The 24198-nt window shown below is 69.4% G+C and carries 31 protein-coding genes; 19 read left to right on the plus strand and 12 right to left on the minus strand.

The window, feature by feature from the left end; all coding sequences use genetic code 11:
• Positions 1–763 (plus strand): LysR substrate-binding domain-containing protein (locus AC1DU6_RS01445; protein ID WP_477855919.1); only part of this gene is annotated, 763 nt, incomplete at its 5' end.
• 128 nt (positions 764–891) lie between these two features.
• Here AC1DU6_RS01445 and AC1DU6_RS01450 read toward each other — a convergent pair.
• On the minus strand, positions 892–1794 hold the full coding sequence (locus tag AC1DU6_RS01450; RefSeq protein ID WP_457319829.1) for a LysR family transcriptional regulator: 903 nt from the start codon (positions 1792–1794) through the stop codon (positions 892–894).
• Between the two features lie 344 nt (positions 1795–2138).
• On the opposite strand from AC1DU6_RS01450, the gene AC1DU6_RS01455 reads away from it, so the two are divergent.
• The 4 genes from AC1DU6_RS01455 to AC1DU6_RS01470 all read left to right on the plus strand — a co-directional run bounded on the left by AC1DU6_RS01455 (position 2139) and on the right by AC1DU6_RS01470 (position 6675).
• Positions 2139–3740 (plus strand): GMC family oxidoreductase, encoded by a 1602-nt coding sequence (locus tag AC1DU6_RS01455; protein WP_477855920.1) that lies wholly within the window; start codon positions 2139–2141, stop codon positions 3738–3740.
• Positions 3741–3908: 168 nt separating this feature from the next.
• Positions 3909–5852: an alkyl/aryl-sulfatase gene (locus AC1DU6_RS01460; RefSeq protein ID WP_457322157.1), complete on the plus strand. Its 1944-nt coding sequence runs from the start codon at positions 3909–3911 to the stop codon at positions 5850–5852.
• 14 nt (positions 5853–5866) lie between these two features.
• Entirely contained in the window at positions 5867–6316 is a 450-nt protein-coding gene (locus AC1DU6_RS01465) for a VOC family protein (protein WP_457322159.1), read from the plus strand.
• Positions 6313–6675 carry a hypothetical protein gene (locus tag AC1DU6_RS01470; protein WP_457322161.1) on the plus strand — a complete coding sequence of 121 codons (363 nt, stop codon included), beginning with the start codon at positions 6313–6315 and terminating at the stop codon, positions 6673–6675. Before AC1DU6_RS01465 ends, AC1DU6_RS01470 begins: the two co-directional genes overlap by 4 nt.
• Here the strand turns inward: AC1DU6_RS01470 and AC1DU6_RS01475 are convergent.
• Genes AC1DU6_RS01475 through AC1DU6_RS01490 form a run of 4 tightly spaced genes read right to left on the minus strand, consistent with a single transcriptional unit; the run spans position 6672 to position 8952 of the window.
• The gene (locus tag AC1DU6_RS01475; RefSeq protein WP_477855921.1) at positions 6672–7811 is read right to left on the minus strand and encodes an MBL fold metallo-hydrolase; all 1140 of its coding nucleotides are present in this window, start codon (positions 7809–7811) and stop codon (positions 6672–6674) included. The genes AC1DU6_RS01470 and AC1DU6_RS01475 overlap by 4 nt on opposite strands.
• The gene (locus AC1DU6_RS01480) at positions 7808–8167 is read right to left on the minus strand and encodes a YkgJ family cysteine cluster protein (RefSeq protein ID WP_457322165.1); all 360 of its coding nucleotides are present in this window, start codon (positions 8165–8167) and stop codon (positions 7808–7810) included. The genes AC1DU6_RS01475 and AC1DU6_RS01480 overlap by 4 nt, the downstream gene beginning before the upstream one ends.
• 8 nt (positions 8168–8175) lie before the next feature.
• A complete protein-coding gene (locus AC1DU6_RS01485; RefSeq protein ID WP_457322167.1) occupies positions 8176–8556 on the minus strand; it encodes a RidA family protein in 381 nt (126 codons plus the stop codon).
• A gap of 12 nt (positions 8557–8568) precedes the next feature.
• Positions 8569–8952 carry a cupin domain-containing protein gene (locus tag AC1DU6_RS01490; RefSeq protein WP_477855922.1) on the minus strand — a complete coding sequence of 128 codons (384 nt, stop codon included), beginning with the start codon at positions 8950–8952 and terminating at the stop codon, positions 8569–8571.
• A 94-nt stretch (positions 8953–9046) separates the two neighbouring features.
• Here AC1DU6_RS01490 and AC1DU6_RS01495 point away from each other — a divergent pair, with 94 nt between their 5' ends.
• Positions 9047–9370 carry a hypothetical protein gene (locus AC1DU6_RS01495; protein WP_457322171.1) on the plus strand — a complete coding sequence of 108 codons (324 nt, stop codon included), beginning with the start codon at positions 9047–9049 and terminating at the stop codon, positions 9368–9370.
• On the opposite strand, the gene AC1DU6_RS01500 is transcribed toward AC1DU6_RS01495, so the two are convergent.
• The 3 genes from AC1DU6_RS01500 to AC1DU6_RS01510 form a co-directional block, all read right to left on the minus strand.
• The gene (locus AC1DU6_RS01500; RefSeq protein WP_457322173.1) at positions 9371–11434 is read right to left on the minus strand and encodes a sensor histidine kinase; all 2064 of its coding nucleotides are present in this window, start codon (positions 11432–11434) and stop codon (positions 9371–9373) included.
• Entirely contained in the window at positions 11431–12132 is a 702-nt protein-coding gene (locus tag AC1DU6_RS01505) for a response regulator transcription factor (RefSeq protein ID WP_457445031.1), read from the minus strand. The genes AC1DU6_RS01500 and AC1DU6_RS01505 overlap by 4 nt, the downstream gene beginning before the upstream one ends.
• 65 nt (positions 12133–12197) lie before the next feature.
• Entirely contained in the window at positions 12198–12599 is a 402-nt protein-coding gene (locus tag AC1DU6_RS01510; RefSeq protein ID WP_457322177.1) for a DUF1801 domain-containing protein, read from the minus strand.
• A 98-nt stretch (positions 12600–12697) separates the two neighbouring features.
• Here AC1DU6_RS01510 and AC1DU6_RS01515 point away from each other — a divergent pair, with 98 nt between their 5' ends.
• Together AC1DU6_RS01515 and AC1DU6_RS01520 are read left to right on the plus strand one after the other, a co-directional pair.
• Positions 12698–13012, plus strand: coding sequence for an NIPSNAP family protein (locus tag AC1DU6_RS01515; protein ID WP_457322196.1), 315 nt, complete (start codon positions 12698–12700; stop codon positions 13010–13012).
• A gap of 102 nt (positions 13013–13114) precedes the next feature.
• A complete protein-coding gene (locus AC1DU6_RS01520; protein WP_457322179.1) occupies positions 13115–13495 on the plus strand; it encodes a VOC family protein in 381 nt (126 codons plus the stop codon).
• Here the strand turns inward: AC1DU6_RS01520 and sodC are convergent.
• Positions 13492–14013: a superoxide dismutase [Cu-Zn] SodC gene (gene sodC / locus AC1DU6_RS01525; RefSeq protein ID WP_477855923.1), complete on the minus strand. Its 522-nt coding sequence runs from the start codon at positions 14011–14013 to the stop codon at positions 13492–13494. The two genes, AC1DU6_RS01520 and sodC, sit on opposite strands and share 4 nt — an antisense overlap.
• A gap of 255 nt (positions 14014–14268) precedes the next feature.
• On the opposite strand from sodC, the gene AC1DU6_RS01530 reads away from it, so the two are divergent.
• The 3 genes from AC1DU6_RS01530 (at position 14269) to AC1DU6_RS01540 (ending at position 17476) form a co-directional block, all read left to right on the plus strand.
• The gene (locus tag AC1DU6_RS01530; protein WP_457322183.1) at positions 14269–15513 is read left to right on the plus strand and encodes an SPFH domain-containing protein; all 1245 of its coding nucleotides are present in this window, start codon (positions 14269–14271) and stop codon (positions 15511–15513) included.
• Positions 15514–15519: 6 nt separating this feature from the next.
• A complete protein-coding gene (locus AC1DU6_RS01535) occupies positions 15520–17010 on the plus strand; it encodes a hypothetical protein (RefSeq protein WP_457322185.1) in 1491 nt (496 codons plus the stop codon).
• A gap of 118 nt (positions 17011–17128) precedes the next feature.
• Positions 17129–17476, plus strand: a complete 348-nt coding sequence (locus tag AC1DU6_RS01540) for a YciI family protein (RefSeq protein ID WP_457322187.1) — start codon at positions 17129–17131, stop codon at positions 17474–17476.
• A 9-nt stretch (positions 17477–17485) separates the two neighbouring features.
• On the opposite strand, the gene AC1DU6_RS01545 is transcribed toward AC1DU6_RS01540, so the two are convergent.
• Both AC1DU6_RS01545 and AC1DU6_RS01550 read right to left on the minus strand, forming a co-directional pair.
• Positions 17486–18139, minus strand: a complete 654-nt coding sequence (locus AC1DU6_RS01545; protein WP_457322188.1) for a PEP-CTERM sorting domain-containing protein — start codon at positions 18137–18139, stop codon at positions 17486–17488.
• Between the two features lie 116 nt (positions 18140–18255).
• On the minus strand, positions 18256–18975 hold the full coding sequence (locus AC1DU6_RS01550) for a PEP-CTERM sorting domain-containing protein (RefSeq protein WP_457322190.1): 720 nt from the start codon (positions 18973–18975) through the stop codon (positions 18256–18258).
• 173 nt (positions 18976–19148) lie between these two features.
• On the opposite strand from AC1DU6_RS01550, the gene AC1DU6_RS01555 reads away from it, so the two are divergent.
• The 8 genes from AC1DU6_RS01555 (at position 19149) to AC1DU6_RS01590 (ending at position 23889) form a co-directional block, all read left to right on the plus strand.
• Entirely contained in the window at positions 19149–19553 is a 405-nt protein-coding gene (locus tag AC1DU6_RS01555) for a YciI family protein (protein WP_477855924.1), read from the plus strand.
• A 10-nt stretch (positions 19554–19563) separates the two neighbouring features.
• Entirely contained in the window at positions 19564–20106 is a 543-nt protein-coding gene (locus AC1DU6_RS01560; RefSeq protein ID WP_457322194.1) for an SRPBCC family protein, read from the plus strand.
• 70 nt (positions 20107–20176) lie between these two features.
• The gene (locus tag AC1DU6_RS01565) at positions 20177–20620 is read left to right on the plus strand and encodes an SRPBCC domain-containing protein (RefSeq protein ID WP_056191168.1); all 444 of its coding nucleotides are present in this window, start codon (positions 20177–20179) and stop codon (positions 20618–20620) included.
• An 11-nt stretch (positions 20621–20631) separates the two neighbouring features.
• The gene (locus tag AC1DU6_RS01570; protein ID WP_457322364.1) at positions 20632–21033 is read left to right on the plus strand and encodes a VOC family protein; all 402 of its coding nucleotides are present in this window, start codon (positions 20632–20634) and stop codon (positions 21031–21033) included.
• 8 nt (positions 21034–21041) lie between these two features.
• Entirely contained in the window at positions 21042–21446 is a 405-nt protein-coding gene (locus AC1DU6_RS01575) for a VOC family protein (RefSeq protein ID WP_457322366.1), read from the plus strand.
• Between the two features lie 24 nt (positions 21447–21470).
• Positions 21471–21962, plus strand: a complete 492-nt coding sequence (locus tag AC1DU6_RS01580) for a VOC family protein (protein ID WP_457322368.1) — start codon at positions 21471–21473, stop codon at positions 21960–21962.
• 4 nt (positions 21963–21966) lie between these two features.
• On the plus strand, positions 21967–23226 hold the full coding sequence (locus AC1DU6_RS01585) for an RNA polymerase sigma factor (RefSeq protein WP_477855925.1): 1260 nt from the start codon (positions 21967–21969) through the stop codon (positions 23224–23226).
• A gap of 18 nt (positions 23227–23244) precedes the next feature.
• Positions 23245–23889 (plus strand): glutathione S-transferase family protein, encoded by a 645-nt coding sequence (locus AC1DU6_RS01590; RefSeq protein WP_457322372.1) that lies wholly within the window; start codon positions 23245–23247, stop codon positions 23887–23889.
• 36 nt (positions 23890–23925) lie between these two features.
• On the opposite strand, the gene AC1DU6_RS01595 is transcribed toward AC1DU6_RS01590, so the two are convergent.
• Positions 23926–24120, minus strand: coding sequence for a PEP-CTERM sorting domain-containing protein (locus tag AC1DU6_RS01595; RefSeq protein ID WP_056191178.1), 195 nt, complete (start codon positions 24118–24120; stop codon positions 23926–23928).
• Between the last annotated feature and the right edge of the window lie 78 nt (positions 24121–24198).

Genomic DNA, 24198 nt, shown 5'->3' on the forward strand with positions numbered 1-24198 from the left:
GGGTGTGCGCCTGCTCAACCGCACGACGCGGCATGTGAGCCCGACGCTGGACGGTCAGGCCTATTACTTGCGCTGCCAGCAGATCCTGCAGGACGTCGGCGAGGCCGAGGACCTGTTCCGCACCGCCCAGCTCAAGCCGCGCGGCAAGCTGCGCGTGGACATGCAGGGCAACCAGGCCCAGCGCTTCGTGCTGCCCTACCTCGGCGACTTCCATGCCCGCTACCCCGACGTCGAGCTGGAGATCGGCCTTGGCGACCGCTTTGTCGACCTCGTGCGCGAGGGCGTGGACTGCGTGCTGCGCTCGGGCGAACCCAAGGATTCGTCCATGGTGGGCCGGCGCGTTGCCCAGCTGCGCCAGGTCACCTGCGCCAGCCGCGACTACATCGAGCGCCGCGGCCTGCCGCTCACGCTGGAAGAGTTCGCCACCCACCAGGCCGTCAACTACATCGGCAGCAGCGGTCGCGTGCTGCCCTTCGACTTCATCGTCGATGGCGAGGCGCACAGCCTCACGCTGCCCGGCCCGGTCACCGTCAGCAGCGCGACGGCATATGGCGCCTGCTGCCTGGCCGGCCTGGGCTTCATCCAGGCGCCGCGCTACAACTTCGAGAAAGAACTGGCGAGCGGCGAGCTGGTCGAGGTGTTTGCCGACTGGCAGCCGACGCCTATGCCGGTCTATGTGCTGTATCCCCATGCCCGCCAGCTGTCGTCGCGGGTGAGGGTGTTTGTGGATTGGTTGGCGGAGAGGATGGCGGCGGCGGGCTGAGCGACGTTGACCGGTGAGCGCTTATGAATCGCTGCACTCGGTGGGCCTAGGGGCCGACGTGGTGGCCTATCTGCATCGAGGCGCTGTCGTGAGCATCTGGACGCGGTTCGGCGCTGCGGGCCTCCTCGTCACCCACCCGACCCCGCCACCGCCCTGAACAGCCGGATTGCCGTCTCCGCCGCCGGCGCCAGCGTGCGGCCGCGCAACCAGACGGCGTGGGCGTCGACATAGAGCTCGCTCATCGTCTTGAGCCCGCGCACGGGCTGCAGGCCCAGGGTCTGGATGATGGGCAGGGAGCGTGGCAGCGCGGCCAGCAGGTCGCCGTCGGCCGCCAGCCGGGCCAGCGTGACGAGGTCGTCGCATTCGACGACGACGGGCAGCTCGGCCGGCGTTGCAAAGCCCAGGCCCTGGGCCACATAGGCCTGCAGCTGCGGCGACACCGACACCATGGCCAGGCCGTAGTGCACCAGGTCGGCCGCTGTCACGGTCGTGGCGTCCAACAACGGATGGCCCGCGCGGGCATAGACGGCGCCGCGGATGCGCGTTACCGGCGCCATCTCCAGCCGGCTGGCGTCGGTCAGCATGCGCGGGTCGGCGACGAAGAACTCGATGGCCTCGTCGGTGAGCAAGGTCAGCAGGCTGTCGACATTGCCGTAGCGCACGCGGGCGATAACACCGGGCGCCTGGCGGCGCAGCTCGGCCAGCAGCGGCGGCACCAGCACGGCGGCCGGCACGGGCCCCGCGCCAAAGGCCAGGTCGCCCAGCAGGCCGCCGCGCAGCAGGTCGGCGTCGCGCTCCAGGCAGTCGGCGTCGAAGACCAGGCGGCGGGCGCGCTCCACCAGCGTGCGGCCGGCCGGCGTCAGCACCGCGCCCAGCGGCCCGCGCTCGAACAGGCGCAGCCCCCAATGGGCTTCGAGGGCCTGGATGCTGCGGCTGAAGGCGGCCTGGCTCAGGTGCACACGCTCCGCCGCGGCGACGAAGCGGCCCTCGTCGGCGAGGGCGATCAGATGGGAGAGCTGGCGGAGGTTCAACCTAGATCCGGCAGTTGGGCACGTCCGAGGGGCGGACGAGGCGAGCCGCCGGCAAGGCGCGCCGACGAAGTGGGCTGATGCCCACGAGGAGAAGCAACGCCGCCTGCGGTTTGCAGCGGCCGACCAGCGGGCGTGCAGCGTTGTTCATCGAAGCGGCGAGGGTGGCAAATCGGCCGGCGTGCCGAGGTTGAAGGCATGGCGCCATGGGGAGCGGCCGACTGCCGGATCTGGGTTGCTATGCAGTGAACGCAATGAATGCCAACCAATTATGCGTTGGACGTATTGGTTGCCGGCTTCCATCCTTCGCTCCCCGGCCCGCTCAGAGGTTGGAGGAGGCAAGCGCCGTGGAGTTCGATTACGTGATCGTGGGTGCCGGTTCGGCGGGCTGCGTGCTGGCCGCGCGCCTGAGCGAAGACCCCGGCGTGACGGTGGCCTTGCTGGAAACCGGCGGGCCGGACAGCAGCGTGCTCATCCACGCGCCGGCCGGCGTCGTCGCCATGGTGYCCACCCGCATCAACAACTACGCCTACCAGACCGTGCCCCAGCCCGGCCTGATGGGCCGCCGCGGCTACCAGCCGCGCGGCAAGACCCTGGGCGGCAGCAGCTCCATCAACGCCATGCTCTATGTGCGCGGCCACCGCCACGACTACGACCAATGGGCGAGCTTCGGCAACGCCGGCTGGTCGTATGACGAGGTGCTGCCCTATTTCCGCCGCGCCGAGCACAACGAGCAGTTCGGCGACTGCCCGCTGCACGGCCGTGGCGGGCCGCTGAACGTGACGCTGCCGCGCAGCGCGAGCCCCATCAACCAGACCTTCCTGACCGCCGCGGCGCTGCAGGGGGTGCCCCATATCGGCGACTACAACGGCGCCGAGCAGTTCGGCTCCTTCGTCTACCAGGTCACGCAAGTCAACGGCGAGCGCTGCAGCGCCGCCAAGGCCTATCTGACGCCCAATTTGGGCCGCCCGAACCTCAAGGTCATCACCCACGCGCAGGCGACGAAGCTGCGCCTGGCCAATGGCCGCGCGGTGCGCGTGGACTACCGCGTCCACGGCCAATCCCGCTTCGTGCGTGCGCGCCGCGAGGTCCTGCTCAGCGCCGGCGCCTTCGGTTCGCCGCAGCTGCTGATGCTCTCGGGCATCGGGCCTGGCGCACACCTGCGGCAGACGGGTGTCGAGGTGCAGCACGACCTGCCCGGCGTCGGCCAGAACCTGCAGGACCACATCGACTATGTGCAGACCTGGCGCTGCAGCTCGGACACGCCCACCTTCGGCGTCTCGCTGCGCGGCGGCGCGCGGCTGGCGCGGGCGGTGGGCGAATGGCGGCGCCATCGCAAGGGCCTGCTGACGAGCAGCATTGCCGAGTCCGGCGCCTTCCTGCGCTCCTCGGCGGATGTGACCGTGCCCGACCTGCAACTCGTCTTCGTGCTCGGCATCGTCGACGACCACGCCCGCAAGCTGCACTGGGGCCACGGCATCTCCTGCCATGTCGACGTGCTGCGGCCGCACAGCCGCGGCACGGTGGAGCTGGCCGGGCCCGACCCGCAGCTGGCACCGCGCATCGACCCACGCTTCCTCAGCGATGAGCGCGACATGCGGCTGCTGCTGAGGGGCGCCCGGTTGCAGCAGCGCCTCATCGAATCCAAGCCTTTCGACGGCCTGCGCGGTGACATGCTCTACCCGGTGCGCGCCGACGACACCGAGGCGCTGGCCGCCGACATCCGCGCCCGTGCCGATACGCAATACCACCCGGTGGGCACCTGCCGGATGGGCCCCGCGGGCCGCGATCCGATGGCCGTCGTCGATGCGCGACTGCGTGTGCACGGCATCGGTGGCTTGCGCGTCGTCGACGCCTCGGTGATGCCCACCATCGTCGGTGGCAATACCAACGCCCCCACCATCATGATCGGCGAGAAGGCCGCCGACATGATCCGCAAAGATGTCTGAGCCCCTCGCCCAGCCGCGCCGCCCTGAACGCGGGCGCGCCCAGTCGGTCCCCCGAGGGGACGGCGATGCTTGCCGGATCGACCGGCAAGCACATCGCCACGGCGGGCCGGCTTGGGAGCGGCCCTGCGCTCGGCCCGAAAACCGTGCCCATAGCTCAATGGAGACGAAATGAAGACGATGACCCTAATCGCCGCAGTCCTGGCCCTCGCCGGCTGCAGCCGTGAAACCGCAGCGCCCTCCGGCGATGCCAGCGCGACGACGGTGCAGGCGAACGCGCAGTTCGCGCAGGCCCTGCCGCTGGACGAGGCCCAGGGCTTCGAGGATGCCAAGCGCGGCCTCATCGCCCGCCCGGAGGGCAAGATCCTCGCGGTCGACGGCAGCGTGCTGATCGACTTCGACGCCTTCAAGTTCGTCGATGGCGCGGCGCCGCCCACCGTCAATCCGAGTCTCTGGCGCCACGCCAAGCTCAACGCGCAGATCGGCCTCTTCAAGGTGGTCGACGGCGTCTACCAGCTGCGCGGCTTCGACATGGGCAACATCACGCTGATCGAGGGCAAGACCGGCTGGATCGTCGTCGACGCGCTGACCTGCCGCGAGACCGCGAGCGCGGCCATGGCCTTCGCTCGCAAACACCTGGGTGACAAACCGGTCACCGCGCTGCTGTTCTCGCACAGCCACATCGACCATTTCGGCGGCGCCCTGGGCGTGCTGACGGCCGAGCAGGCGCGCACCGTGCCGGTCATCGCTTCGGCGGGCTTCATGGAAGAGGCCACCAGCGAGAACGTCATGGTCGGCACCGCCATGGGCCGGCGCTCCGCCTACCAGTTCGGCAAGAACCTGGAACGCTCGCCCAAGGGCCTGGTCGACACCGGCCTGGGCAAGGCCGTGGGCTACGGCAGCTTCGGCGTGTTGGCGCCGACCGACCTCATCACGCAACCCACCGAGGAGCGCGTGCTGGACGGCGTGCGCGTCGTCTTCCACAACGTGCCCGGCGCCGAGGCGCCGGCGGAGATGACCTTCTCGGTGCCGTCGCTCAAGGTCTACGGCGGTGCCGAGAACCTCGCGCAGACCATGCACAACCTGCTGCCCGTGCGCGGCGCCAAGGTGCGCGACGCGCTGCGCTGGGCCGGCTACATGCAGAGTGCGCTGGACCAGCTCGGCGATGCCGAGGTCTACGTCGGCCAGCACAACTGGCCGGTCTGGGGCCATGAGCGCATCGCCGACTTCATCACCAAGCACCGCGATGTCTACAAATACACCCACGACCAGACGGTGCGCCTCATCAATGCGGGCCTGACGCCGGCGGAGATCGCCGACCAGATCCGCTTGCCCAAGTCGCTGCAGGGCCACTTCGGCGCACGCGGCTACTACGGCGACCTGCGCCACAACGTCAAGGCCGTCTACCAGTTCTACCTCGGCGCCTACGACGGCAACCCCGCCCACCTGGACCCACTGCCGCCGGTGGACGTCGCCAAGCGCTATGTGGCCCTGGCCGGCGGCGCCGACAAGGCCGTGGCCGCCGCGCAGACGGCCTTCGACCAGGGCGACTACCGCTGGGCCGCCGAGCTGCTGAACCACGTCGTCTTCGCCGATGCCGGCCACAAGGCCGCGCGCGAGCTGCTGGCGCGCGCCTACGACCAGCTCGGCTATGTGGCCGAGGCCTCCACCTGGCGCAACAGCTACCTGACGGCCGCCGCCGAGCTGCGCGGTGGCGCGCCCAAGCAGGGCGTCAACCGCGCAGCCTTCCTTGACATGCTGGCCCAGACGCCCATCGAGCGCTTCCTCGAGGCCATGGCCGCCGGCCTCAACGGCCCGGCCGCCGAGGGCAAGGACTTCAAGATCAACCTGGTGCTGACCGACACCAAGGAGAGCTATGTGCTGTGGATCGAGAACGCCGTGCTGCACCACCGCCGCGCCGAGCCGGCCGCGGATGCCAACGCCACGTTGACGCTGACCAAAGCTTTCTTCGTCAGGATGATGGCCGGCACCGCCGGCGCCAAGGACCTGCTGCTGTCGGACGACGTCAAGGTGAGCGGCAGCAAGATCGATCTGGGCCGCTTCCTGAGCCTGATGGACAAGGCAACGGGAACCTTCCCCATCGTGTCGCGCTGACGCAAACTGCGGGCATGCAAGCCAATCGCTCCATTCCCGCTGCGACCGTCCTGCCCGAACTGGCCTATCCGGACGTCAACGCCGCGGCCGATTGGCTCTGTCGCGCCTTCGGCTTCGCGGTGCGGCTGCGCATTGCCGACCATCGTGTGCAGATGAGCGTGCCGGGCGGTGGCGCCTTGGTGGTCAAGCAGGGAGAGGTGACGCCGGACGGCTGTTCGTCGCACTCGGTCATGGTGCGAGTGGCCGATGTCGATGCCCACCACGCCCGTGCGGCAGCGGCTGGCGCCGCGGCGGCCGGCGCGCCGACAACCTACCCCTTCGGCGAGCGGCAATACGGCGTGCGCGACTTCGCCGGCCACCACTGGGTTTTCACGCAGAGCGTGGCCGACGTGGACCCCGCGGCGTGGGGCGGCGAGCTGCATGCAGAATCAGCCTCTCCTCCCCACGGATTGGAAGACTCGTGAAACCCAAGTCCACCGCCCTGGTTCTTGCCGGCCTGTTGATCGGTGCGCCCGCGATGGCGGCCGATGAACCTCCGTCCACGCTCGAAAAGATCGAAGGCGCCGTGACGCGCGGCGCCCAGGCTGCGGCCAGCGGGGTTGCCCGTGGCGTGCACGCAGCGGCGAGCGGCATCGAGCGCGGTGCCAAGGCGACGGTGCGCGGCGTGGAGAAGGGCGCCAGTGCAGCTGCCCGCGGTGTCGCACACGGTGTGGATGCGGCGGCCAGCGGCGTCAAGCGCGGTGCCGACGCAACCAGCAATGCTGTGCGCAAGACGGCGAACAAGGTCGAAGGCAGCGGCTCAGCCGCCAGCTCCTCGAATTAATCCAAGGGCCAGGGCATGGCCTTGGGCATCTTGGCGGGGTCTTGGGGCTCCGCCGGCCTGGCGCTTTTGCGCGCCGGCGCATCGGCCTCGCGCCACCACGGCGTAGCGGGCTCGCCCTTGGCAGGCTCGACCGCCTCACCCAGACGAGGCATCAGCAGCTGGGCGCCCTGCTTCGGGCCAAGTTCCAGCAATGTCTCGGCCGGTGCATCCCAGTCATGCAGGGCTAATGAAAAGGTGCCCCAGTGCACCGGCAGGAAGGCGCCGCCGCCGAGCAGCTGGTAGGCCTTGAGCGCGTTTTCAGGCCCGAGGTGGATGTCGCCCCAGGACGGATGGAAGGCGCCCACTTCGAGCATGACCAGATCGAAGGGCCCGAAGCGTTCGCGAATGGCCGCGTACTCGCTGGTGAGGCCCGTGTCGCCGCTGAAGAAGACGCGGTGTTTCGGCGTCTCGATGACGATGGACGACCACAGCGTGGCGTTGCGGTCGGTCAGCGAGCGGCCCGAGAAATGCTGCGACGGCGCCGCATGGATGCGCAGTTCGGAGTTCGGCGCCTGCCAGTGCTCCCACCAGTCCAGCTCGACGATGCGCTCCGCCGGGATGCCCCAGGCCTCCAGGTGGGCGCCGACGCCCAGCGAGGTGATGAAGGGCACCTCCTGCAGCTTCACCAGCTCCTTGACCGTGCCCATGTCCAGGTGGTCGTAGTGGTCGTGGGAGATGACGACGGCGTCCAGCTTGGGCAAGGCCTTCAAGGCCAGCGGCACCGGCTGGAAGCGTTTCGGCCCGGCCAGCTGCGAAGGTGAGGCGCGCTTGCCCCAGACGGGGTCGGTCAGCACACGCAGGCCGTCGATCTCGATCATCACCGTGGAGTGGCCGAGCCAGGTGGCGCGCAGGCCGGTGTCGGTGGGCTTGAGCCAGGCGTCCAGCGGATTGACCGAGGGCAGGGTGCCGGCGGGCGTGCGGCGGCCTTCGGAGCAGATGAAATCGCCCAGCGATGGCCGCTCGCTGCGGTCACGCAGCCCCGGCTGGATGGGATGGACGTTGCGAAAGCCCTCGCCTGCCTCCGTGGCCAGGTAGCGCGGCGACGCCCGCATGCGTTCAAGACGGAGGCCGGTGGCGCGTTTGCCGAGGGATTTCATGGCAGCAGGTGTTGGGGCAGACCTGCCGAGATGGCGGCGTGGCGCGGGCTTTCAAGGCCATGGGCCGCACGCGCCTTCAGGCATTGGCTGTCGCCGGGCTGCACGCCGCGGCAGGTGCTGGAGCGCTGGGCGTAGATGCTGCAGCCCACTTCCTGGCCCACCTCGCCGCGCAATGCGATGCAGCGCACCGGCCGAGTCTCGGTGCCAGCCATGCAGCGGTGCAGGGAACCAACCGGCCGTGTCAGCGCCACCGGCACGGTGCCGCTCGGCGCGTCGTCGGCCTCGGCCCAGTAGAAGGACACGCGGAACACGGCGCAGCAGGCGCCGCAGCGCTGGCAGTCGAAGTCCTCGTCCATGGGCGGTGTCAGGCTTCAGCGATGGCCGCGATGGACACCTTCAGCCCCGGTACGCGGGCGGGCAGCTTGGCGCCCTGGCGGGCCGGCGGGTCGACCGGGAACCAGCGCAGATATTCCTCGTTCATACCGGCGAAGTCGTCCTCGTCGGCCAGCACGATGGTGACGCTGACTATTCTGTCCATGGCGCTGCCTGCAGCGTCGAGGATAGCGGCGATGTTGGTCAGGCACTGGCGGGTCTGTTCCTGCACCGTCGTGCCGACGAACAGGCCGGTCTCGGGATCTGTCGGCGCCGTGCCGGACACGAAGACCAGCCCCGCCGCCTTGACGGCCTGGCTGTACATCGGGGGCGGCTTGGCGGCCTTGGGGGTGTAGACGATGTCGCGGGGCATGGGAGGTCCTCTTCACGCGGGTTGGTGCTGGGTGCCGGCGCCCATCGTGATGAAAAACATCCGGCTGGGCCGGAGCACCTTGGCCGTATGCCAGACGCCGCGCGGCACGACGACGGCGCCGCGGTCGGTGATGCGCTGGGCGGTGGCAACGCCTTCGGCGGTCTCCATCAGGAATTCGATGTCGCCGTCCAGCAGGTAGACGAACTCCTCGCCGTGGGGATGCATCTCCCAGCTGCCCCAGTCGGCGTCGCAGAGGAACTCCGACACCAGCCAGTCCTTGCCCAGTGCGTCCAGGGCCTCTTGCGGCTGGTTCCAGAACTCGCGGCCGCCCACCTCCTGGTGGATGCCGCCGTTGGCGTCGAGCAGGGCATAGGTTTCATCGGGCAGGAACTTCATCGGGAGGCCTCCTGGCGCTGATTGTGCGGGCCGGTGTGCAACATGCCGCAACCGGGCGGCTTGAAATGTGTGGGGGTGGCGGCATGTGGGACGCATGCCTTCCGTCATCAAGCTCGCTGTCCCCGCCGAACTGCTGTCCCTCGTGCGCCTGGCCCAGTTGCTGCAGGCGCTCGAAGGCCAGGGTCATGCGGCGGACCCTCATCAATACCAACTCCTCGTCCAGAAGCTTGGTGCCGAGTTGCACGAGCACCAGGGCCATCCGACGCTGGCGGGCCTGCTCGACCACTTCCCCGCTGCGGCCGAGGTCTACGAGAACCTGCAGTACGGCCATGCCGGGCTGGTGCGGGCGCCGCTGGAGATGTCGCTGAGTTCCGAGCTCGCAGTGCGCGAGCTGCTGGGCCGCGTCCGCAAGCGCTGATCAGCTCCGTCTCAGCTTGATCTCGAACACGACGCCGTCGGCGACATTGCGCGCCGCGATGCTGCCGCCCATCTTGGCCAGATAGGTCTTGGCAACGAACAGCCCCTGGCCGCGACGCTGGCCGTTCTCCGGCTCGGCATCACTGACGCCGTAGTCGAAGATGCGCGTGAGCTGATCCTCGGCGATCTGCGGGCCCTGGTTGTGGATGTCGATGATGGACAGCTCGCCTTCGATGCGCAGCGCCAGCGTGATGGGCGTGCCGGCCACGCGGTAGCGGTCGGCATTGGTCAGCACATGGGTGATGGCGTCTTCCAGCGGGTACTCGTCGGCCTGTACCCAGACCGGTTCGTTCGGCGCGTAGGTGACGTTGGCGATGCCCGCATAGGCCGCGTTCCCGGCCACCTGGCGCAGGAAGGCGTCCAGGTCCAGCCGGCCCACGGCCAGCGTCGCGGCGGCGAGGGCCTCGCTCGGTGAGGCCTGGCCGTAGAGCACCTTGACGGCCTGCTGCATGCGCTGCACATAGCGCCGGCTCGGATCGGCTTCCGATCCGTGCAGCAGCATCAGCGACTGCAGCGGCGACATGATCTCGTGGCCCACGGCATGCCACTGGTCGTGCTCGCGCTCGGCGCGCAGCTGCTCGCGGCGCAGGCTGTCGCGGGCGTGCTGCAGCAGGTCCGACAAGCTGCCGGCCAGGATGCCCAGCTCGTCGCGGCCGCGCAGGTCGGCCACGTCCAGCGTGCCGAGCTCGAAGCGCTCGGGCGACTGCAGCTGGTGCGACAGCGCGGCGGCGCGTTTCGTCAGCATCGCGACGCGGCGGATCAGGCCCATCTCGATGATGAGCCAGGCCAGGGCAATGGCGGCCAGCATCGCGCCCACGGGCCAGGCCAGGCGGGCAGCGCTGGCGCTCAAAGACCGGTCCAGTCCTTGCAGGTCACCGCTCAGCGTGATGTCGAAGCGGCCCGCCGGTGTCGTCACGCCGTCCCGGGCCTGCAGCGTGCGCGGCGTGGCCGGCGCGGGCAGGTGCTGGATCAGGGCCGTCAGCCAGGGCGACGGCGGTGTGCCGGTCTCGTCGGCGCCCTGCAGCAGCGCGACGACGTTGCTGCCGCGGGTGATCCTCAGCGTCTCGCCGGGCGCCAGCGTGCCGGACAGCCGCGCCAGAGACAGCGGCGCTTGAGCCGCGGCACTGCTGCTGTCGAACAGCACGGTGCCGCCAGGGCCGAGCAGGGCCAGGCGCAGGCCGGTGCGGGACAGGTCCGCCGGCGGCCATTGCGGGCCGCCGGGGCGGAACAGCGCCTCGCGAAAGGCCTCGACCGGCAGGCGGATGGAGACCGTCGTGCGGCGCGGGCAAGGCTCGGCCGTGCTCAGGCAGGGACCCTCGCGCCAGACCCAGCCACGGAAGTCGCGTTGCGGCCGGGCCTTGTGCGGCAGCGTCGCAGTGTTGCCGGCCTCGTTGACCGTGAAGCCGGGCAGCTGGCCGCGCTGGGCGTCCAGCATCTCGACGGGAGCCAGCCAGTACTGCTCGGCGCCGTCGCGCTTCAGGCTGATGCGCACGCGGTGCACGTCGGCCAGCTCCAGCGTGCCGCGCTCACGCGAGACCAGCGGCGGCGCATCCAGTGCCGCCACGAGATAGATGAAGCCGCCCGCATAGGCATTGCTGCCCACTGCCGTGCACAGGCTGGCGCCGCCCGGGTATTGCAGTGCGCAGCCGGCCATCTCAACGGCTCGCTGGGCCTTGGTTGCGTCGTCAAAGTCGATGGCCGCGAAAGGCAGCAGCAGCGGCGCGACCCAGCCGGCCTCGACCTGGGCCGGCTCGGGGTTCATCAGCGCCAGCTGGCCGGAGGGGTGGCGGAGCTGGGCCACGATCTCGGCCAGCGACTTGGCGAAGGTCTGCTCGTAGCGCTGCGCATTGCGCTGCCGCTCCTCGTTCAACAGGGCCAGCGCCAGGGCCAGCGTGGCCAGGGCCAGGGCGATGAAGACGAGGTGGAAGACGATGCGGTTGCGAAAGGCCGCGACGCCGAGGCGCGGCATGTCGGGCAGCGGGAAATCAACCCGGCCGAGCTTCATCCGCCAGGGGTCCAGCGAAAGCCGCGCATCGGGATGTTCTCGATGCCGTCAAACGTCGGGTCCACGTCCCTGAACGCATCGCGGATGGTCGCCACATGCTTGCGCACGTTGTCGCGGTTGCGGCCGCTCTTGACGACGTCGAACAGCTCCTCGTAGCTGACCACCTCGCCGGCGCGCGCGTGCAGGGTCGCGAGGATGCGCTGGGCCGTCAGCGGCAGGTTGATGCGCTGGCCGCGCCACATGGGGGTGCGCTGCTTCAGCGGGTCGAGCTGCAGGCTGCTGTCCTCGGCCTTGGCGATGGCCTTGACAGGTTCCTTCAGCCGAGCCGTGCGCAGGATGTCGAGGAAGGTCTCGATGAACTCGGCCTCGTCGAAGGTCGTCTTCTGCAGATAGTCCCAGGCATCCAGCGCCTTCATGATGCTGCGGTAGATGGCCGCCGGCATGGCCGACACCACCAGCACCGGCGTGCCCAGGCCCTGCTTGTTGATCTCGTTGATCAGCGCCACGCCGGCATTGCGTTCGCGGCCCAGCTCGATGTCGAGCACGACGAGGTCATAGCGCTCGCGCAGCAGGGCCGCTTCGGCGGCGTCGCGGTCGAACCATTGGTCGACGGTCAGCTCGGGGCGGGCGGTGCGAATCCAGCCGGCCAGCTGTTCGCTGGTGGTGGGGTCGTCTTCGATGACGGCGATGCGGGGCATGCGGTGATTATGTGGAGGCCTGCACAGCCGGTCGCGGAAGGATTCTTCCGCTTGGCCGCCATGGCTTAGACGTGGCGGATCCAGCCCTTCAGCACTGCCTGCAGCGCAGGCAGCTTGGCCGTGAAGTCGACTGCAGAGGTGAATTCGACTTGTGCGCGGTCCTTGCCCAGCCACTTCAGCAGGCCGGCGGGATCCGTGATCTGCAGGCCGCCTTCGGGCAACTCGCGGGCCTTGGCGCCCAGGTGCAGGATCAGGCCCAGGCCGGTCTTGCTGCGCAGATGGGTGGTGGCGAAGTAGTCGCTCGTGCGCCAGCTCGGCGCATTCCATTTGATGCCTTCGGCGATGGACGGGTCCACGGCGAGGATGGCCCGGCGCAGTGCCTCGATCTCTGGCTTGAAGGGGTGGTCGAGGGTCGCCATGAACTGGTCCACGGCGGCGGTGGTGTCGGCGGCAGTCAGCTTGGGCATGGCGGGATTCTGGCGAAAAGGCCGGCGCCCGCTGCATGTCGCCTTGGCCTGCGAATGCGCCGCAGAATCTGCAGTTCACTGAACTGCGGCTCGCCTACATGATCACCTGCTATCTGCGCTACGTCATCGATCCCAACAAGACCAAGGAATTCGAGTACTACGGCAAGCTCTGGCTGCCCCTGGTCGCGAAATTCGGCGGCACGCACCATGGCTACTTCCTGCCGTCGGAGGGCGCCAACAACATCGCGCTGGCCTTGTTCTCTTTTCCGTCTCTGGCGGCCTACGAGGACTACCGCAACCGCTCGCTTCAAGACCCGGAATGCCAGGCTGCCTTTGCATATGCGAAGGAAACGCAGTGCTTCCTGAGCTACGAGCGCAGCTTCTTCAGGCCCGTCCTGGCGGGCGATGCCTAGGAATCCCATCCACTGATCGGAGGTGGCGCCGGCTTGGCGCCCGTCCTATGCTCGACGCCCGGCCAGCCTCCCGCGTGACCGGCACGAGCGAAAGGACTGCATATGCTGAACAGCGCTCCCGTCACGACGATGCTGCCCGTGGCCGACATGGCCCGGGCCCGGGCTTTCTACGAAGGCTGTCTGGGCCTGGTGCCCGGCGGCCTGAAGCCGGATGGCAAGTTTGTCTATAGCGTGAGCGGCAGCACGCTGGCCCTCTTCCCCAAGCCGGGCGGCACCAAGGCCGACCACACAGCCATCAGCTTCAAGGTGGACGACATTGCCGCCAGCATCGCCGAGCTGAAGCGGGCGGGCGTCGTCTTCGAGGACTACGACTTCCCGGACTTCAAGACCGTCGACCACGTCTGCGTGCTGGGGTCCGAGAAGGCGGCGTGGTTCAAGGACACGGAGGGCAACTACCTCTGCATCCACGAGGATCTGGCTTAGCCGCCAATCACGCCACAGCCCATGCGTGCACCACCGCCGCCCAGCGGCATCGGATGGTCAGCGTGGTTGTCGCCGCCGGCGTGAACCATCAATGCATGGCCTTTGACATCGGCCAGCTTGAGCCGCGGGCCCAGCACGGGCGACGTGGCGGTGCCGTCGGCACCCACATACAGCGGCGGCAGGTCGCCCAGGTGGCCGTCGCCCCAGGGCTCGCCATGCTTTTTGCTGCCCTGCGGGTCGAGGTGGCCGCCGGCGGCACCGGCCGGCACGACGGCGCCGTTGCTCTCGGCGGGCGCGCAGGAGGGCTTCTCGTGGACATGGAAGCCATGCAGGCCGGGCGGCAGGCCCTTCAGCTGGGGATAGAAGGCCAGGCCATAAGGTGTCTCGACAATGCGGACGGTGCCGAGCGCAGCGCCATCGCCCTGCTTTTCGGCCAGGTTGAGGGTCACGGTGGCTTCGGCGGCCACGGCCAGCGAGCTGGCAAGCAGGCAGGCACCGGCGATGAACAGGCTTTTCATGAGGTCTCCTTGGTAGGTTGCCAAGCGTAGGCACTGGCTCACGGCGTTCGAATGTGACATGTACCGGCTTGACGGTACATGTCGTCTGCATTGAGGGGATGGCCCACGAAGGTGGATGCTGACATGTCCGGAAGATTCCTTCCATGACGTCGGAAGAAACCCACCGCGCGTCGCTCTCGTCCCTTCCCGCATGACTGGGAACCATGGCCGCCATGCATCGAACACCGGTGCACATCGCCCAAGGAGCTCATCACCATGCTGCAACGCCTCAAGACCCTCGCCGCTTCCATCCGCCACGCCTTCAGCCGCGGAGCCAGCCGCGGCCTTGAAGCTGCGCCCACGGCCGCCCGTTCGCTGCGCCGCGCCCTGCCTCCGCTGCTGATCCTGACGGCCGTGACCGGCGCCGGCTATGCCGTCGTCACCCACCCGCCCCTGCAGGCCGTGCCCCACGGCCAGGCCGCGCTGCGCACCAACCAGTTCAGCGGCGGCACCAGTGAGTTCCGCGAAGGCAGCTTCATCCGCATCCCCGGCCTGCACGAGGTGCGCCTGTTCCCGCTGCGCGATCAGAGCTACCACCCTGAAGCCATCGCCAAGGCCCAGGGCTCGGCACCGCTGCAGTCGGTGGAAGGCCTGTCACTGGGCCTGGACATGAATGTGCGCTGGGCCGTGGATGAGAAACGCCTGGCCGAGCTGTCGCGCAAACTGCCCGACAACATCGAGGCCGACGTCATCGCGCCGGCCGTGCAGGCCGTCGTCTACAAGCAGATCGCCAAGCGCACCGTGCGCGAGATCTTTTCCAGCCAGCGCGCCGAGATCGCCGCGGCGCTGGAAGCCGAGCTGCGCGCCAAGCTGGCCAGTGACGGCATCGTGCTCAAGGGCGTGCAGATCGGCTCGGTCGACCTGCCGCCCGACTATCGCCGCGGCATGGACAGCCTGTTGGCCGACAGCCTGGCCAGCGAGCGCATGCGCTACACGCTGGAGATCGCCGACAAGAAGGTCAAGGAGACCGAGCTGACCGCCGCCGCCGACAAGGTGCGCCGCGAGACCGCCGCCGAGGCTGCCGGGCGCGAGCAGATCATTGCTGCCAAGGCCCAGGAAGAGGCCATGAAGCATGTGCTGCCCTTCAAGCAAAAGCAGATCGAGCAGCGCGCTCTCGAGGCGCAAGCCGACAGCGCCGCGCGCATCCAGCAGGCCGAAGGCCAGGCCAAGGCGCGTCGCATCGAGGTCGACGCCGAGGCCTCTGCGCGCCAGAAGCTGGCCGATGCCGAGGCCTACCGCCTGGGCCAGGTGGGCAAGGCCAATGCCAGCCAGATGGCGGCCGAGGGCGCGCTGCTGACCAAGCACCCGCTGCTGGTGCAGAAGGCCATGGTCGACAAGCTGTCGGACAAGGTGCAGGTCATCATTGCCCCGCCTGGTTCGGGCGGCTTCATCGGCAGCGCGCTGCTGGGTGGCACCTCGGCTCAGCCGAGGGCTGCTGAAGCCACCACGGAGAAGGAGTAAGCCATCATGCGTCGCATTGCGCTGATCGTCGTCGCCTCCGCCGTCGCCGCCGTCGTCATGACCAAAGCTGAAGCCGCGCCTTCCGCCGAGCTGCCCGCGTTCCCGCGCGCCGGCCTGGTGGTGCAGGACGCACCTCTGCGCGGTGCGCCGCGCGACACCGCCTCGCTGCAGGCCCAGATGGCGCGCGGCGAGGCGCTGGAGATCCGCGCCGAGCGCGGCGACCACTGGCAGGTCTGGGACTACCGCCGCGAGCGCGGGGGCTGGCTGCGCAAGGGCCAGATCCTTGTGGTGCCGCGTGGCGAGGGCGCCAGCGCCGAGCTGCTGTCGCAACTGCGCCTGGCTCGCCAGCAATGGGGCACCGAGGGCCTGGGGCTGGGCCTGGCCGCGGCCTATGTGCAGCTGGCCACGCCGGCCGAGTTCGCCGGCCCCGGCGGCGCCGAGGCGCTGGAGGCCATGGGCATGTTCGCCGAGCGCATTGCCGACCGTGCCTCACAGCCGGCCGCCAAGCCGACCGAGGGCCAGCTGGCCGCGCAGATGGAGGTGGCAGCGCGCTATGGCCTGAAGTTTGAGTCCTTCGACGTGGAAGAGGGTCGCGTGCAGGTCTGCTACGACGGCGAGGCCTTCCGCCGCCTGCTCGTCACGGCCGCCACGCCCGAGCAGCGCGTGCATGCGGTGCTCGCCCTCACGCGGCCCGACTGCCTGAACCCACGTGCTACGCCGCGCGAGGCCGAGGCGCGTGACCAATGGCGCCAGCAGGTGCTGGTCCAGGTCGATGCGGCCAGCCTGCCCGCCTACTGGAAGAACCGTCTGCTGATGCGCCGCGCCAGCGTTGCCGCCAGCCTGGCCTTTGCCCAGGCCCGCCGTGGCGCCGGTGGCGAAGCCGTGCCGGCTCTGGCCGAGTTCGCCGGCATCACGCCCACCGAGCTGACCGAGGACGACCAGGCCGCCTATGCCGACGCCGCCATGCGCGTGAACGCGGCGCGCTGGCTGGGCACGGCCGCCACGGCACGTGACTTCGGCGCCGTGCAGCTCGCGCTGCAGCCAGGTGCGGACGGAGAGCGCTGCGTGGAGTTGAAGGAGGGCGGCAAGCTGGCTGCGCGCCGCTGCAGCTATGGCCAGATCGCGCTGGCCTCGGCCTCGCTGAACCGCGAGGGCCGTGCTCTGGCCCTGGCCGCCCAGCCGCTGGATGGCTGGCGCGAGCTGTGGGTGTTCCTGAAGGAGCCGGGCAGGAACGGCGGCTGGCGCATCGAGGTCATGCCGCCGGCGCCGGCCCAGCCGGGCCTGGGCGTGGCCGAGTTCGCCGGCTGGGTGCCGGGTGGCGCGCAGATGCTGCTGGCCCGCGAGTTCCGCGCCGAGGGCAAGTACCGCCGCAGCTTCGAGGTCGTGTCGCTCAGCAACCTGGCGACCGAACGCCAGTCCAGCGAGCCGGCATTGATGGGCGCCTTCCAGCGCTGGGCCGACCCCGCCTGGCGGGGCAGCTCGCCGATGCGGCGTTGAGCGAAACCTCGCTGGCGCTTCGGCTGTGGCTCATGACGCCGTTCAACCCAACTGCCAGGAATGAGATTCGACAGGCGCCAGAATGCCGGCCTGTTGCCACGGACTGCGGAACCCGACCATGCCCCAGATGCTGCTCATCGTCGAACCCACGGGCCAGCGCGCCGAACGCGGCCGCGTTGCCGGCGAGGCTGTCTACCAGCGCATGCTGGACTTCACCGCCGAACTCAAGGAGACCGGCCTGCTGCTGGGCACCAACTCCCTGGGCACGGCGGCCAAGCGCTATGCCAAGCGCAGCGGTGACGCCCAGGTCTGGGACGGCCCGTTTGCCGAGGCCAAGGAGATGGTGGGCGGCTATTTCCTGCTCGACACCGAAGACCCCGCCGTTGCCATGGCCTGGGCCGAGCGATGCCCGGCAGCGGAATGGGCCACCGTGGAGATCCGCGGCGTCGGGCCTTGCTACATGTAGGCCTCCCGTTCAGCGCCGCCGCCGTGCCAGTGCCGCCAGGCCGCCGAGCATCAAGGCCCAGGTTCCCGGCTCGGGCACGGCCGCGGTGATGGCATCGAGCTCCACCACGCGTGGCCCGGAAGCGCCGAAGAAGCTGGTGGCCTGTGTGAACTCGGCGCGGAAGTGGCTGGCCGTGACCGGCGCGAAGCTGTCGCCGAGCTGCAGGTGCTGGTCCACGTACAGCGCGAGCGTGTCGACGCTGGACACGGCCACCCAGGCGCCGCCGATCTCGGCCGACAACGTGAAATGCGCGAAGGACCGCGCGCCGTTGCCCCCGTCGGCGGCGGCCTCCAGCTGCCAGCCGAGCAGCGTGATGGGCGCGGGCGTCGCCCATTCGATGACGTGCACGGTGCCGGTGGGCAGCAGGTCGGGAAATATGGTGTTGAAACGCTCGCCCGAAAACGGGCTGTTCTCGCCCGCGTCGCCGCCGAACATGCCCGGCCCGTTGCCCGGCAGCGCCGGGTTGGCGATGAACTGCGTGACCGCGCTGCCCTGGCTGACGTCCCAGGCGTCGGTGGCGGAGGCCGCGCTCGCGGCCTGCGTCAGGCCCGCGGCGAGCAGGCTGGCGATCAACGTGCCCCGGGCGAGACTGCGCAGACTGCGACGAGGAAGATATTGGCTCATGTGACGCTCCGATCGGAAAAGACAAATTCAGTGTCGTCAGCCACCGTCCGGCACCGTCTCGGTGGCAGCGCGCCGCCGAGCGGGCGACGGTGGAGATGCCCCGGCATCGGCCCCTGTTACGCCCGGGCGGTTGCGCGGCGCCGGTGCAAGGCGAGCAGCATGCCGAGCCCGCCGAGCATGGCCGCCCAGGCCGCCGGCTCGGGCACGGCGGCGATGCGCAGGCTCAAGTCCACCGTGTCGCCGTTGAAGGCCCCGTCGGCGCCGAAGCCGACGGCGAAGTCCAGGTGGTCGCCAGCGGCGAGCACGAGGGTCTGCGAGAACGACGACCCGGGGTGGAACGCGTCGAGCGCGACGGCGTGCAGCGCCAGCTGGTTCCTCAACACGTGGACGTCGGTCACGCCGACGTCGTCGCGCGTGAAGGTGGCCTCGACGCGGAAGCTGCCCGCCTGCGGTGCCGTCCATCGCACGATGCTGAGCCGGCCGTCGTTGCCCGGGTGCAGGCCCAGCTCGCCGGGCAGGACGGCGCCGCTGCCGTAGTCGATGGCGGCGGCGGTGCCGTTGTGGAACACCAGCGGGTACATGCCGGGAAAGGTGAGCCCGCCGGCATTCCAGCTGCTGGCGCCGTAGAACACCGTGCCGGGCGTGCCATAGGCCTCGAAACTGCCGCCCAGCGTCGCCGTCGAGCCATAGGCCCACGGCCCCGTGGGGTTGGCCGCGCTGGAGAAGTCGGCCGCGGCGTCGAACACCTGGGCCGAGGCCAGCAGCGGCGCCACTGCCAGTGCAGCGAAGGCCACGGCGCGAGGAAGACGGGTGCAGCGCAGGGAGAAGGGGTTCATCGCAGTGGCCGGATCGTGGAGGTGCCACCAATGTGCCGGGTCACCGTCTCCGCTCCGTCTCCACGGCGCAGGCGGCCTAGGTAATTTCCCTAGGCGTGTCGATTCGGGCCCATCTGCATCGTCGTGCAAGTGAAGGCCGCGAAAGCCGCCGCCTCGTCACCAGGAGACCTGCCATGCGATTCATGATCCAAGTCCGCGCCYGAGCCACCAGCGAGCGCGGAGACCCGCCCGGCCCCGAATACGCCAAGCTGTTCGAGGAGATGGGCGCCTTCCACGAGGAGATGGCGCGCGCCGGCGTGCTGCTCGACGGTGCCGGCCTGCGGCCCAGCCGCGACGGCTGGCGCCAGCGCTACGGCAAGGACGGCAGCCGCACCATCATCGACGGCCCCTTCGCCGAGACCAAGGAGCTGATCGCCGGCTACACGCTGATCCAGGTGCGCTCCGTCGAGGAGGCCCGGGCCTGGGCCAGCCGCTTCCCGCAGCCCTTCCTGAGCGAGGACTGCGAGATCGAGGTGCGGCGGCTCTATGAAGACGCCGATTTCGCCCCCGGCGGCGATATGGCCATCCGTGCCGAATGAGGAGCGCACCATGAGCAACCTCACCATCATCTTCATCTGCCTGGGTGTCGCCCTGTTGCTGCTGCTGGCCTATGCCGCCACCCGGCCCGACGTTTTCCGGGTCGAGCGCCACGTGCGCATCGCCGCACCGGCCGACAAGGTCTGGCCCCTGGTCAGCGAGTTGCGCGCCTTCAACCGCTGGAACCCCTATGAGCGCAAGGACCCGCTGATCAAGAGCGCCTACAGCGGCGCCTCGAGCGGCATCGGCTCCCGCTACGACTGGGACAGCAAGGAAGTTGGCAGCGGCAGCCTGGAGATCGTCAGCCAACAGCCCGGCCGCGCCGTGCAGATGAAGCTGGATTTCGTGAAGCCCTTCGAGGCCCACAACCAGGCCGAGTTCGTGCTGCAGCCCACGCCCGACGGCGCCACCGAGGTGCGCTGGGCCATGCACGGCCCCGCCAACTTCATCAGCAAACTGATGGGCGTCTTCATCGACATGGACAAGATGGTGGGCCGCGACTTCGAGGCCGGCCTGCAGAACCTGCGCCAGCTCTCGGAGGCCCAGACGTCATGAGCGCCGCCCGGCCGTCCGAAGGCGCTCAACTCCCGCTTGGCGGGACAGCGCGCAGCGCGAAGGGTGCCCAATGACCGACCTCGACTTCAGCATCGACATTGCCGCCCCGGTCGCGCGGGTCTGGGACTGCATGTTCGACCCCACCGCCTACCGCGACTGGACCCGCGCCTTCGCCGAGGGCTCCTATTTCGAAGGCAGTTGGGCGGCCGGCCGCCGGCTGCGCTTCCTGGACCCGCGCGGCTTTGGCATGGAGGCTGTCGTCGACGAGAACTTGCCGTACGAACGACTGTCACTGCGGCTGGTGGGTGAGATCAAGGACGGCCGGCCCGTGGCCGACAGCCGCCTGCATGCCGAACCGGCCCACGAGCGCTATGTCTTCAGCGCCACGCCTGAAGGCGGCACCCGCCTCGTCGTGCACCTGCAGAGCTGGGACGACGGCTTCACCGATTTCCTGAACGACACCTGGCCCAAGGCGCTGGTGCGCCTCAAGGACCTGTCCGAATCCACGCACTGAAAGGAATCACCATGCAGATCAAGATTGCGAGTGTCATGGTCGATGACCAGGACAAGGCCCTGGCCTTCTACACGGGCAAGCTCGGCTTCACCAAGATGGCCGACATCCCGATGGGCCCGACCTATCGCTGGCTGACCGTCGTGTCGCCCGACGGCATTGCCGGCGTCGAGCTGGCGCTGGAGCCCATGGGCTTTGCGCCGGCCAAGGTCTACCAGAAGGCCTTGTTCGAGGCCAACATCCCGGCCACCGCCTTCGTCACCGAGGACGTCGAGGCCGAAGCCCGCAAGCTGCGCGAGCGCGGCGTCGTCGTGCGCGGCGAGCCCGAGAACATGGGGCCGATCAAGGCGGTCATGTTCGAGGACGGCTGCGGCAACCTCATCCATCTCGTCCAACCCCTCGTCAAACCCGAGTGAGACCCGCCATGCACAAGCAGATCTACGTCAACATGCCTGTCAAGGACCTGGCCAAGAGCAAGGCCTTCTTCGAGGCTGTGGGCTACAAGTTCAATCCGCAATTCACCAACGACAAGGGCGCCGGCATGGAGCTGGGCGAGAACCTCTACGCCATGCTGCTGGCCGAGGACTTCGCGCGGACCTTCACCCCCAAGGCGTTTCCGGACGCCAAGACCGCAACGACGGGCTGGGTGTGCCTGAGCTGCGAAAGCCGCGAGGAGGTCGACGCCTTGGTCGCGAAGGCGAAGGCTGCCGGCGGCAACATCCCGAGCGAGCCGCAGGACCATGGCTTCATGTACGGCCATGGCTTCGAGGACCTGGACGGGCACCACTGGGAACTCGTCCACATGAGCGGCATGCCGCCGCAAGCCTGACCCCGCAACGTCAAGGAGACGACCATGCAGATCCAGCAAAAACTCGCACCCTTCATCTGGTACCAGCGCGGTGCCGAAGACGCGGTGGCGCACTACCTGAAGGTGTTCGGCGCCGACAAGGGCCGCATCATCCACACCCAGCGCTGGGGCCAGGACTCGCCCGGCGAGGCCGGCAGCGTCATGCTGCTCAACTTCGAGCTGTTCGGCGTGCACATGACGGCCTTCAATGGCGGCACCCACTTCAAGCTCGACGAGGCTTTCTCGTTGACCGTCGCTTGCGAAGACCAGGCCGAGATCGACAAGCTCTGGGAGCAGTTGCCCGCGGGCGGTGGCAAGACGTCGGAATGCAGCTGGCTGAAGGATGCCTGGGGCCTGTCCTGGCAGATCCTGCCCGCAGCCTGGTTCGACATGATCCGGGACCCCGACCCGGCCCGCGTGCAGCGTGTCTTCCAGGCCATCTGGCGCATGCAGAAGATCGATCTCGCGGCCCTCAAGCGTGCCTACGACGGCACCTGAAGCCGTGAGCCATGCTGAACTTGCCGCCGGCGTCTGGCRCATCGAGCGCAGCCGCCTCGTGGGCGCGGCGGCCAAGATGCTGCGCGACCTCGACGAGGCCGAGGACTGTGCCCAGGACGCCCTCATCGCTGCCATGGAGAACTGGCCGCGCGACGGCCAGCCCAACAACCCTGCCGCCTGGCTGATGACCGCCACCCGCAACAAGGCCCTGGACCGGCTGCGCCGCCGCGCGATGCTGGAGCGCGAGCATGAGCACCTCGCGGCCGACGACGAGGCCGCTGGCACCCATGTCGTGCCCGACTTCGTCGACCACCTCGACGCCGCCCGTGACCAGGCCGAAATCGGCGACGAGCAGCTGCGCCTGATCTTCATCGCCTGCCACCCGGTGCTGCCGCGCGAGGCCCAGGTCGCGCTGACGCTGCGCCTGCTCGGCGGCCTGGAGACGCCCGAGATCGCACGTGCCTTCCTGCAGCCCGAGGCCACCGTGGCCCAGCGCATCGTGCGCGCCAAGAAGGCGCTCAACGGCCAGGCCTACGAGCTGCCGAGCGCCGACGAGCGCGAGCAGCGCCTGGGCGCCGTGCTGGCGGTCGTCTACCTGATCTTCAACGAGGGCCACAGCGCCGGCAGCGGCGCCAGCCTGCTGCGGCCGGCGCTGTGCGACGAAGCCCTGCGCCTGGTGCGCCAGCTGCAGCACCTGCTGCCTCAAGACGCCGAAGTGCATGGCCTGGCCGCCCTGCTGGAGATCCAGGCCTCGCGCCTGCCCGCGCGGCTGGACGCGCAAGGCCGCCCCGTGCTGCTGCCCGACCAGGACCGCCGCCGCTGGGACCCGCTGCTGATCCGCCGCGGCCTGGCGGCGCTGGAACGCGCGCTGAGCCTGGGCGAGCCAGGGCCTTACACCTTGCAGGCAGCAATTGCGGCTTGCCATGCGCGCGCGGCGCGCGCCGAGGACACCGACTGGCACGCCATCGTCGGCGGCTACGACCGCCTGCTCGCGCTCAACCCCTCGCCCGTGATCGCGCTGAATCGCGCTGTAGCCGTCAGCTTCGCCGACGGGCCGGCCGCCGCCTGGCCGCTGCTCGAGCAACTGGCCGCTGAGCCGCAGCTCAAGCGCTACCCCTTCCTGGCCGGCGCCCAGGCCGACGTGCTGGAGCGCCTGGGCCGCGTCGGCGAGGCGCGCGAGGCCTATCTGCGGGCCGCGGAGTTGACGGACAACGAGGTGCAGCGCGAGCTGCTGACGGAACGGGCCAGGCGACTGGCCAACTGAACCGGAAGGATTGCCACCATGACCATCACCATCACCGCCTTTGACCGTTCGCCCGATGGCGGCAAGGGGCTGGCGCGCGACACGCGCGTGCGCTGGGCCCTCGAGGAAACCGGCCTGCCCTACGAGGTTCGCCTGGTGCCCATGCCGGCGATGAAGGAGGCCGCTCACCTGGCGCTGCATCCCTTCGGCCAGATCCCCACCTACGAGGAAGGCGACCTCACGCTGTTCGAGACCGGGTCCATCGTGCTGCACATCGCCGAGCGCCGGCCGGGCCTGTTCCCCGCCAATGCCAACGCCAGGGCGCGGGCCATCACGTGGATGTTCGCCGCGCTCAACTCGGTCGAGCCGCCCATCCTCGAACTCGTCATCGTCAAGTTCGCGGAAGGCGAGAAACCCTGGAAGGACGAGCGCCAGCCTCTGGTCGAGAACCGGGTGCGGGCGCGGCTGACCCAACTGGCCGCCCGCCTGGGTGATGCCCAATGGCTGGACGGCGATTTCAGCGCGGGTGACCTGCTGATGGTGTCGGTGCTGCTGCGCGTCAGGCCGTCCGGCCTGCTGAACGAGTTCCCCAGCCTGGCTGCCTACGTCGCCCGCGGCGAAGCCCGCCCTGCCTACCAGCGGGCCTTTGCCGCCCAGCTGGCCGTCAACACGCGCGCAGCCTAGGCATGGGCCGGTCTCTGGCGAGCCCGGCGGGCGGGGTTACTTGCGCCGAATGAACTTGACGGCGACCAGTACGCCCAGGGCCAGCGCCACCAGGGGCCAGCTGCCGGGCTCCGGCGTCGGGCACGGCGGCGTGCCCGGCTGGCCGCAATTGGCCTGGGCCTGAGCCAGGGCGGGCAGCAAAGCCATGCCGGCCACGGCCGCGCGGCTCATCAGGGTGGACAGGGTTCTCATGCTTGTCTCCTTGCCCGGAATCCCTCCGGTGTGAAGAGCTTGGGCGGCGCTTCACCCGCTTTCAACCGGGCTTGTCCT

This window comes from Roseateles sp. P5_B10, from assembly GCF_056400485.1.

What these genes read in the sequence shown, in the direction of transcription:
- AC1DU6_RS01485 (WP_457322167.1), bottom strand. Translation starts at nt 8,556, where the DNA reads ATGCCCCGCGACATCGTCTACACCCCCAAGGCCGCCAAGCCGCCCCCG.
- AC1DU6_RS01550 (WP_457322190.1), bottom strand. Translation starts at nt 18,975, where the DNA reads ATGAACCCCTTCTCCCTGCGCTGCACCCGTCTTCCTCGCGCCGTGGCC.
- AC1DU6_RS01590 (WP_457322372.1), top strand. Translation starts at nt 23,245, where the DNA reads ATGACCATCACCATCACCGCCTTTGACCGTTCGCCCGATGGCGGCAAG.
- AC1DU6_RS01515 (WP_457322196.1), top strand. Translation starts at nt 12,698, where the DNA reads ATGATCACCTGCTATCTGCGCTACGTCATCGATCCCAACAAGACCAAG.
- AC1DU6_RS01495 (WP_457322171.1), top strand. Translation starts at nt 9,047, where the DNA reads ATGCCTTCCGTCATCAAGCTCGCTGTCCCCGCCGAACTGCTGTCCCTC.
- AC1DU6_RS01530 (WP_457322183.1), top strand. Translation starts at nt 14,269, where the DNA reads ATGCTGCAACGCCTCAAGACCCTCGCCGCTTCCATCCGCCACGCCTTC.
- AC1DU6_RS01505 (WP_457445031.1), bottom strand. Translation starts at nt 12,132, where the DNA reads ATGCCCCGCATCGCCGTCATCGAAGACGACCCCACCACCAGCGAACAG.
- AC1DU6_RS01475 (WP_477855921.1), bottom strand. Translation starts at nt 7,811, where the DNA reads ATGAAATCCCTCGGCAAACGCGCCACCGGCCTCCGTCTTGAACGCATG.
- AC1DU6_RS01490 (WP_477855922.1), bottom strand. Translation starts at nt 8,952, where the DNA reads ATGAAGTTCCTGCCCGATGAAACCTATGCCCTGCTCGACGCCAACGGC.
- AC1DU6_RS01465 (WP_457322159.1), top strand. Translation starts at nt 5,867, where the DNA reads ATGCAAGCCAATCGCTCCATTCCCGCTGCGACCGTCCTGCCCGAACTG.
- AC1DU6_RS01545 (WP_457322188.1), bottom strand. Translation starts at nt 18,139, where the DNA reads ATGAGCCAATATCTTCCTCGTCGCAGTCTGCGCAGTCTCGCCCGGGGC.
- AC1DU6_RS01535 (WP_457322185.1), top strand. Translation starts at nt 15,520, where the DNA reads ATGCGTCGCATTGCGCTGATCGTCGTCGCCTCCGCCGTCGCCGCCGTC.
- AC1DU6_RS01540 (WP_457322187.1), top strand. Translation starts at nt 17,129, where the DNA reads ATGCCCCAGATGCTGCTCATCGTCGAACCCACGGGCCAGCGCGCCGAA.
- AC1DU6_RS01595 (WP_056191178.1), bottom strand. Translation starts at nt 24,120, where the DNA reads ATGAGAACCCTGTCCACCCTGATGAGCCGCGCGGCCGTGGCCGGCATG.
- AC1DU6_RS01570 (WP_457322364.1), top strand. Translation starts at nt 20,632, where the DNA reads ATGCAGATCAAGATTGCGAGTGTCATGGTCGATGACCAGGACAAGGCC.
- AC1DU6_RS01480 (WP_457322165.1), bottom strand. Translation starts at nt 8,167, where the DNA reads ATGGACGAGGACTTCGACTGCCAGCGCTGCGGCGCCTGCTGCGCCGTG.
- AC1DU6_RS01500 (WP_457322173.1), bottom strand. Translation starts at nt 11,434, where the DNA reads ATGAAGCTCGGCCGGGTTGATTTCCCGCTGCCCGACATGCCGCGCCTC.
- sodC (WP_477855923.1), bottom strand. Translation starts at nt 14,013, where the DNA reads ATGAAAAGCCTGTTCATCGCCGGTGCCTGCCTGCTTGCCAGCTCGCTG.
- AC1DU6_RS01560 (WP_457322194.1), top strand. Translation starts at nt 19,564, where the DNA reads ATGAGCAACCTCACCATCATCTTCATCTGCCTGGGTGTCGCCCTGTTG.
- AC1DU6_RS01460 (WP_457322157.1), top strand. Translation starts at nt 3,909, where the DNA reads ATGAAGACGATGACCCTAATCGCCGCAGTCCTGGCCCTCGCCGGCTGC.
- AC1DU6_RS01520 (WP_457322179.1), top strand. Translation starts at nt 13,115, where the DNA reads ATGCTGAACAGCGCTCCCGTCACGACGATGCTGCCCGTGGCCGACATG.
- AC1DU6_RS01565 (WP_056191168.1), top strand. Translation starts at nt 20,177, where the DNA reads ATGACCGACCTCGACTTCAGCATCGACATTGCCGCCCCGGTCGCGCGG.
- AC1DU6_RS01510 (WP_457322177.1), bottom strand. Translation starts at nt 12,599, where the DNA reads ATGCCCAAGCTGACTGCCGCCGACACCACCGCCGCCGTGGACCAGTTC.
- AC1DU6_RS01575 (WP_457322366.1), top strand. Translation starts at nt 21,042, where the DNA reads ATGCACAAGCAGATCTACGTCAACATGCCTGTCAAGGACCTGGCCAAG.
- AC1DU6_RS01580 (WP_457322368.1), top strand. Translation starts at nt 21,471, where the DNA reads ATGCAGATCCAGCAAAAACTCGCACCCTTCATCTGGTACCAGCGCGGT.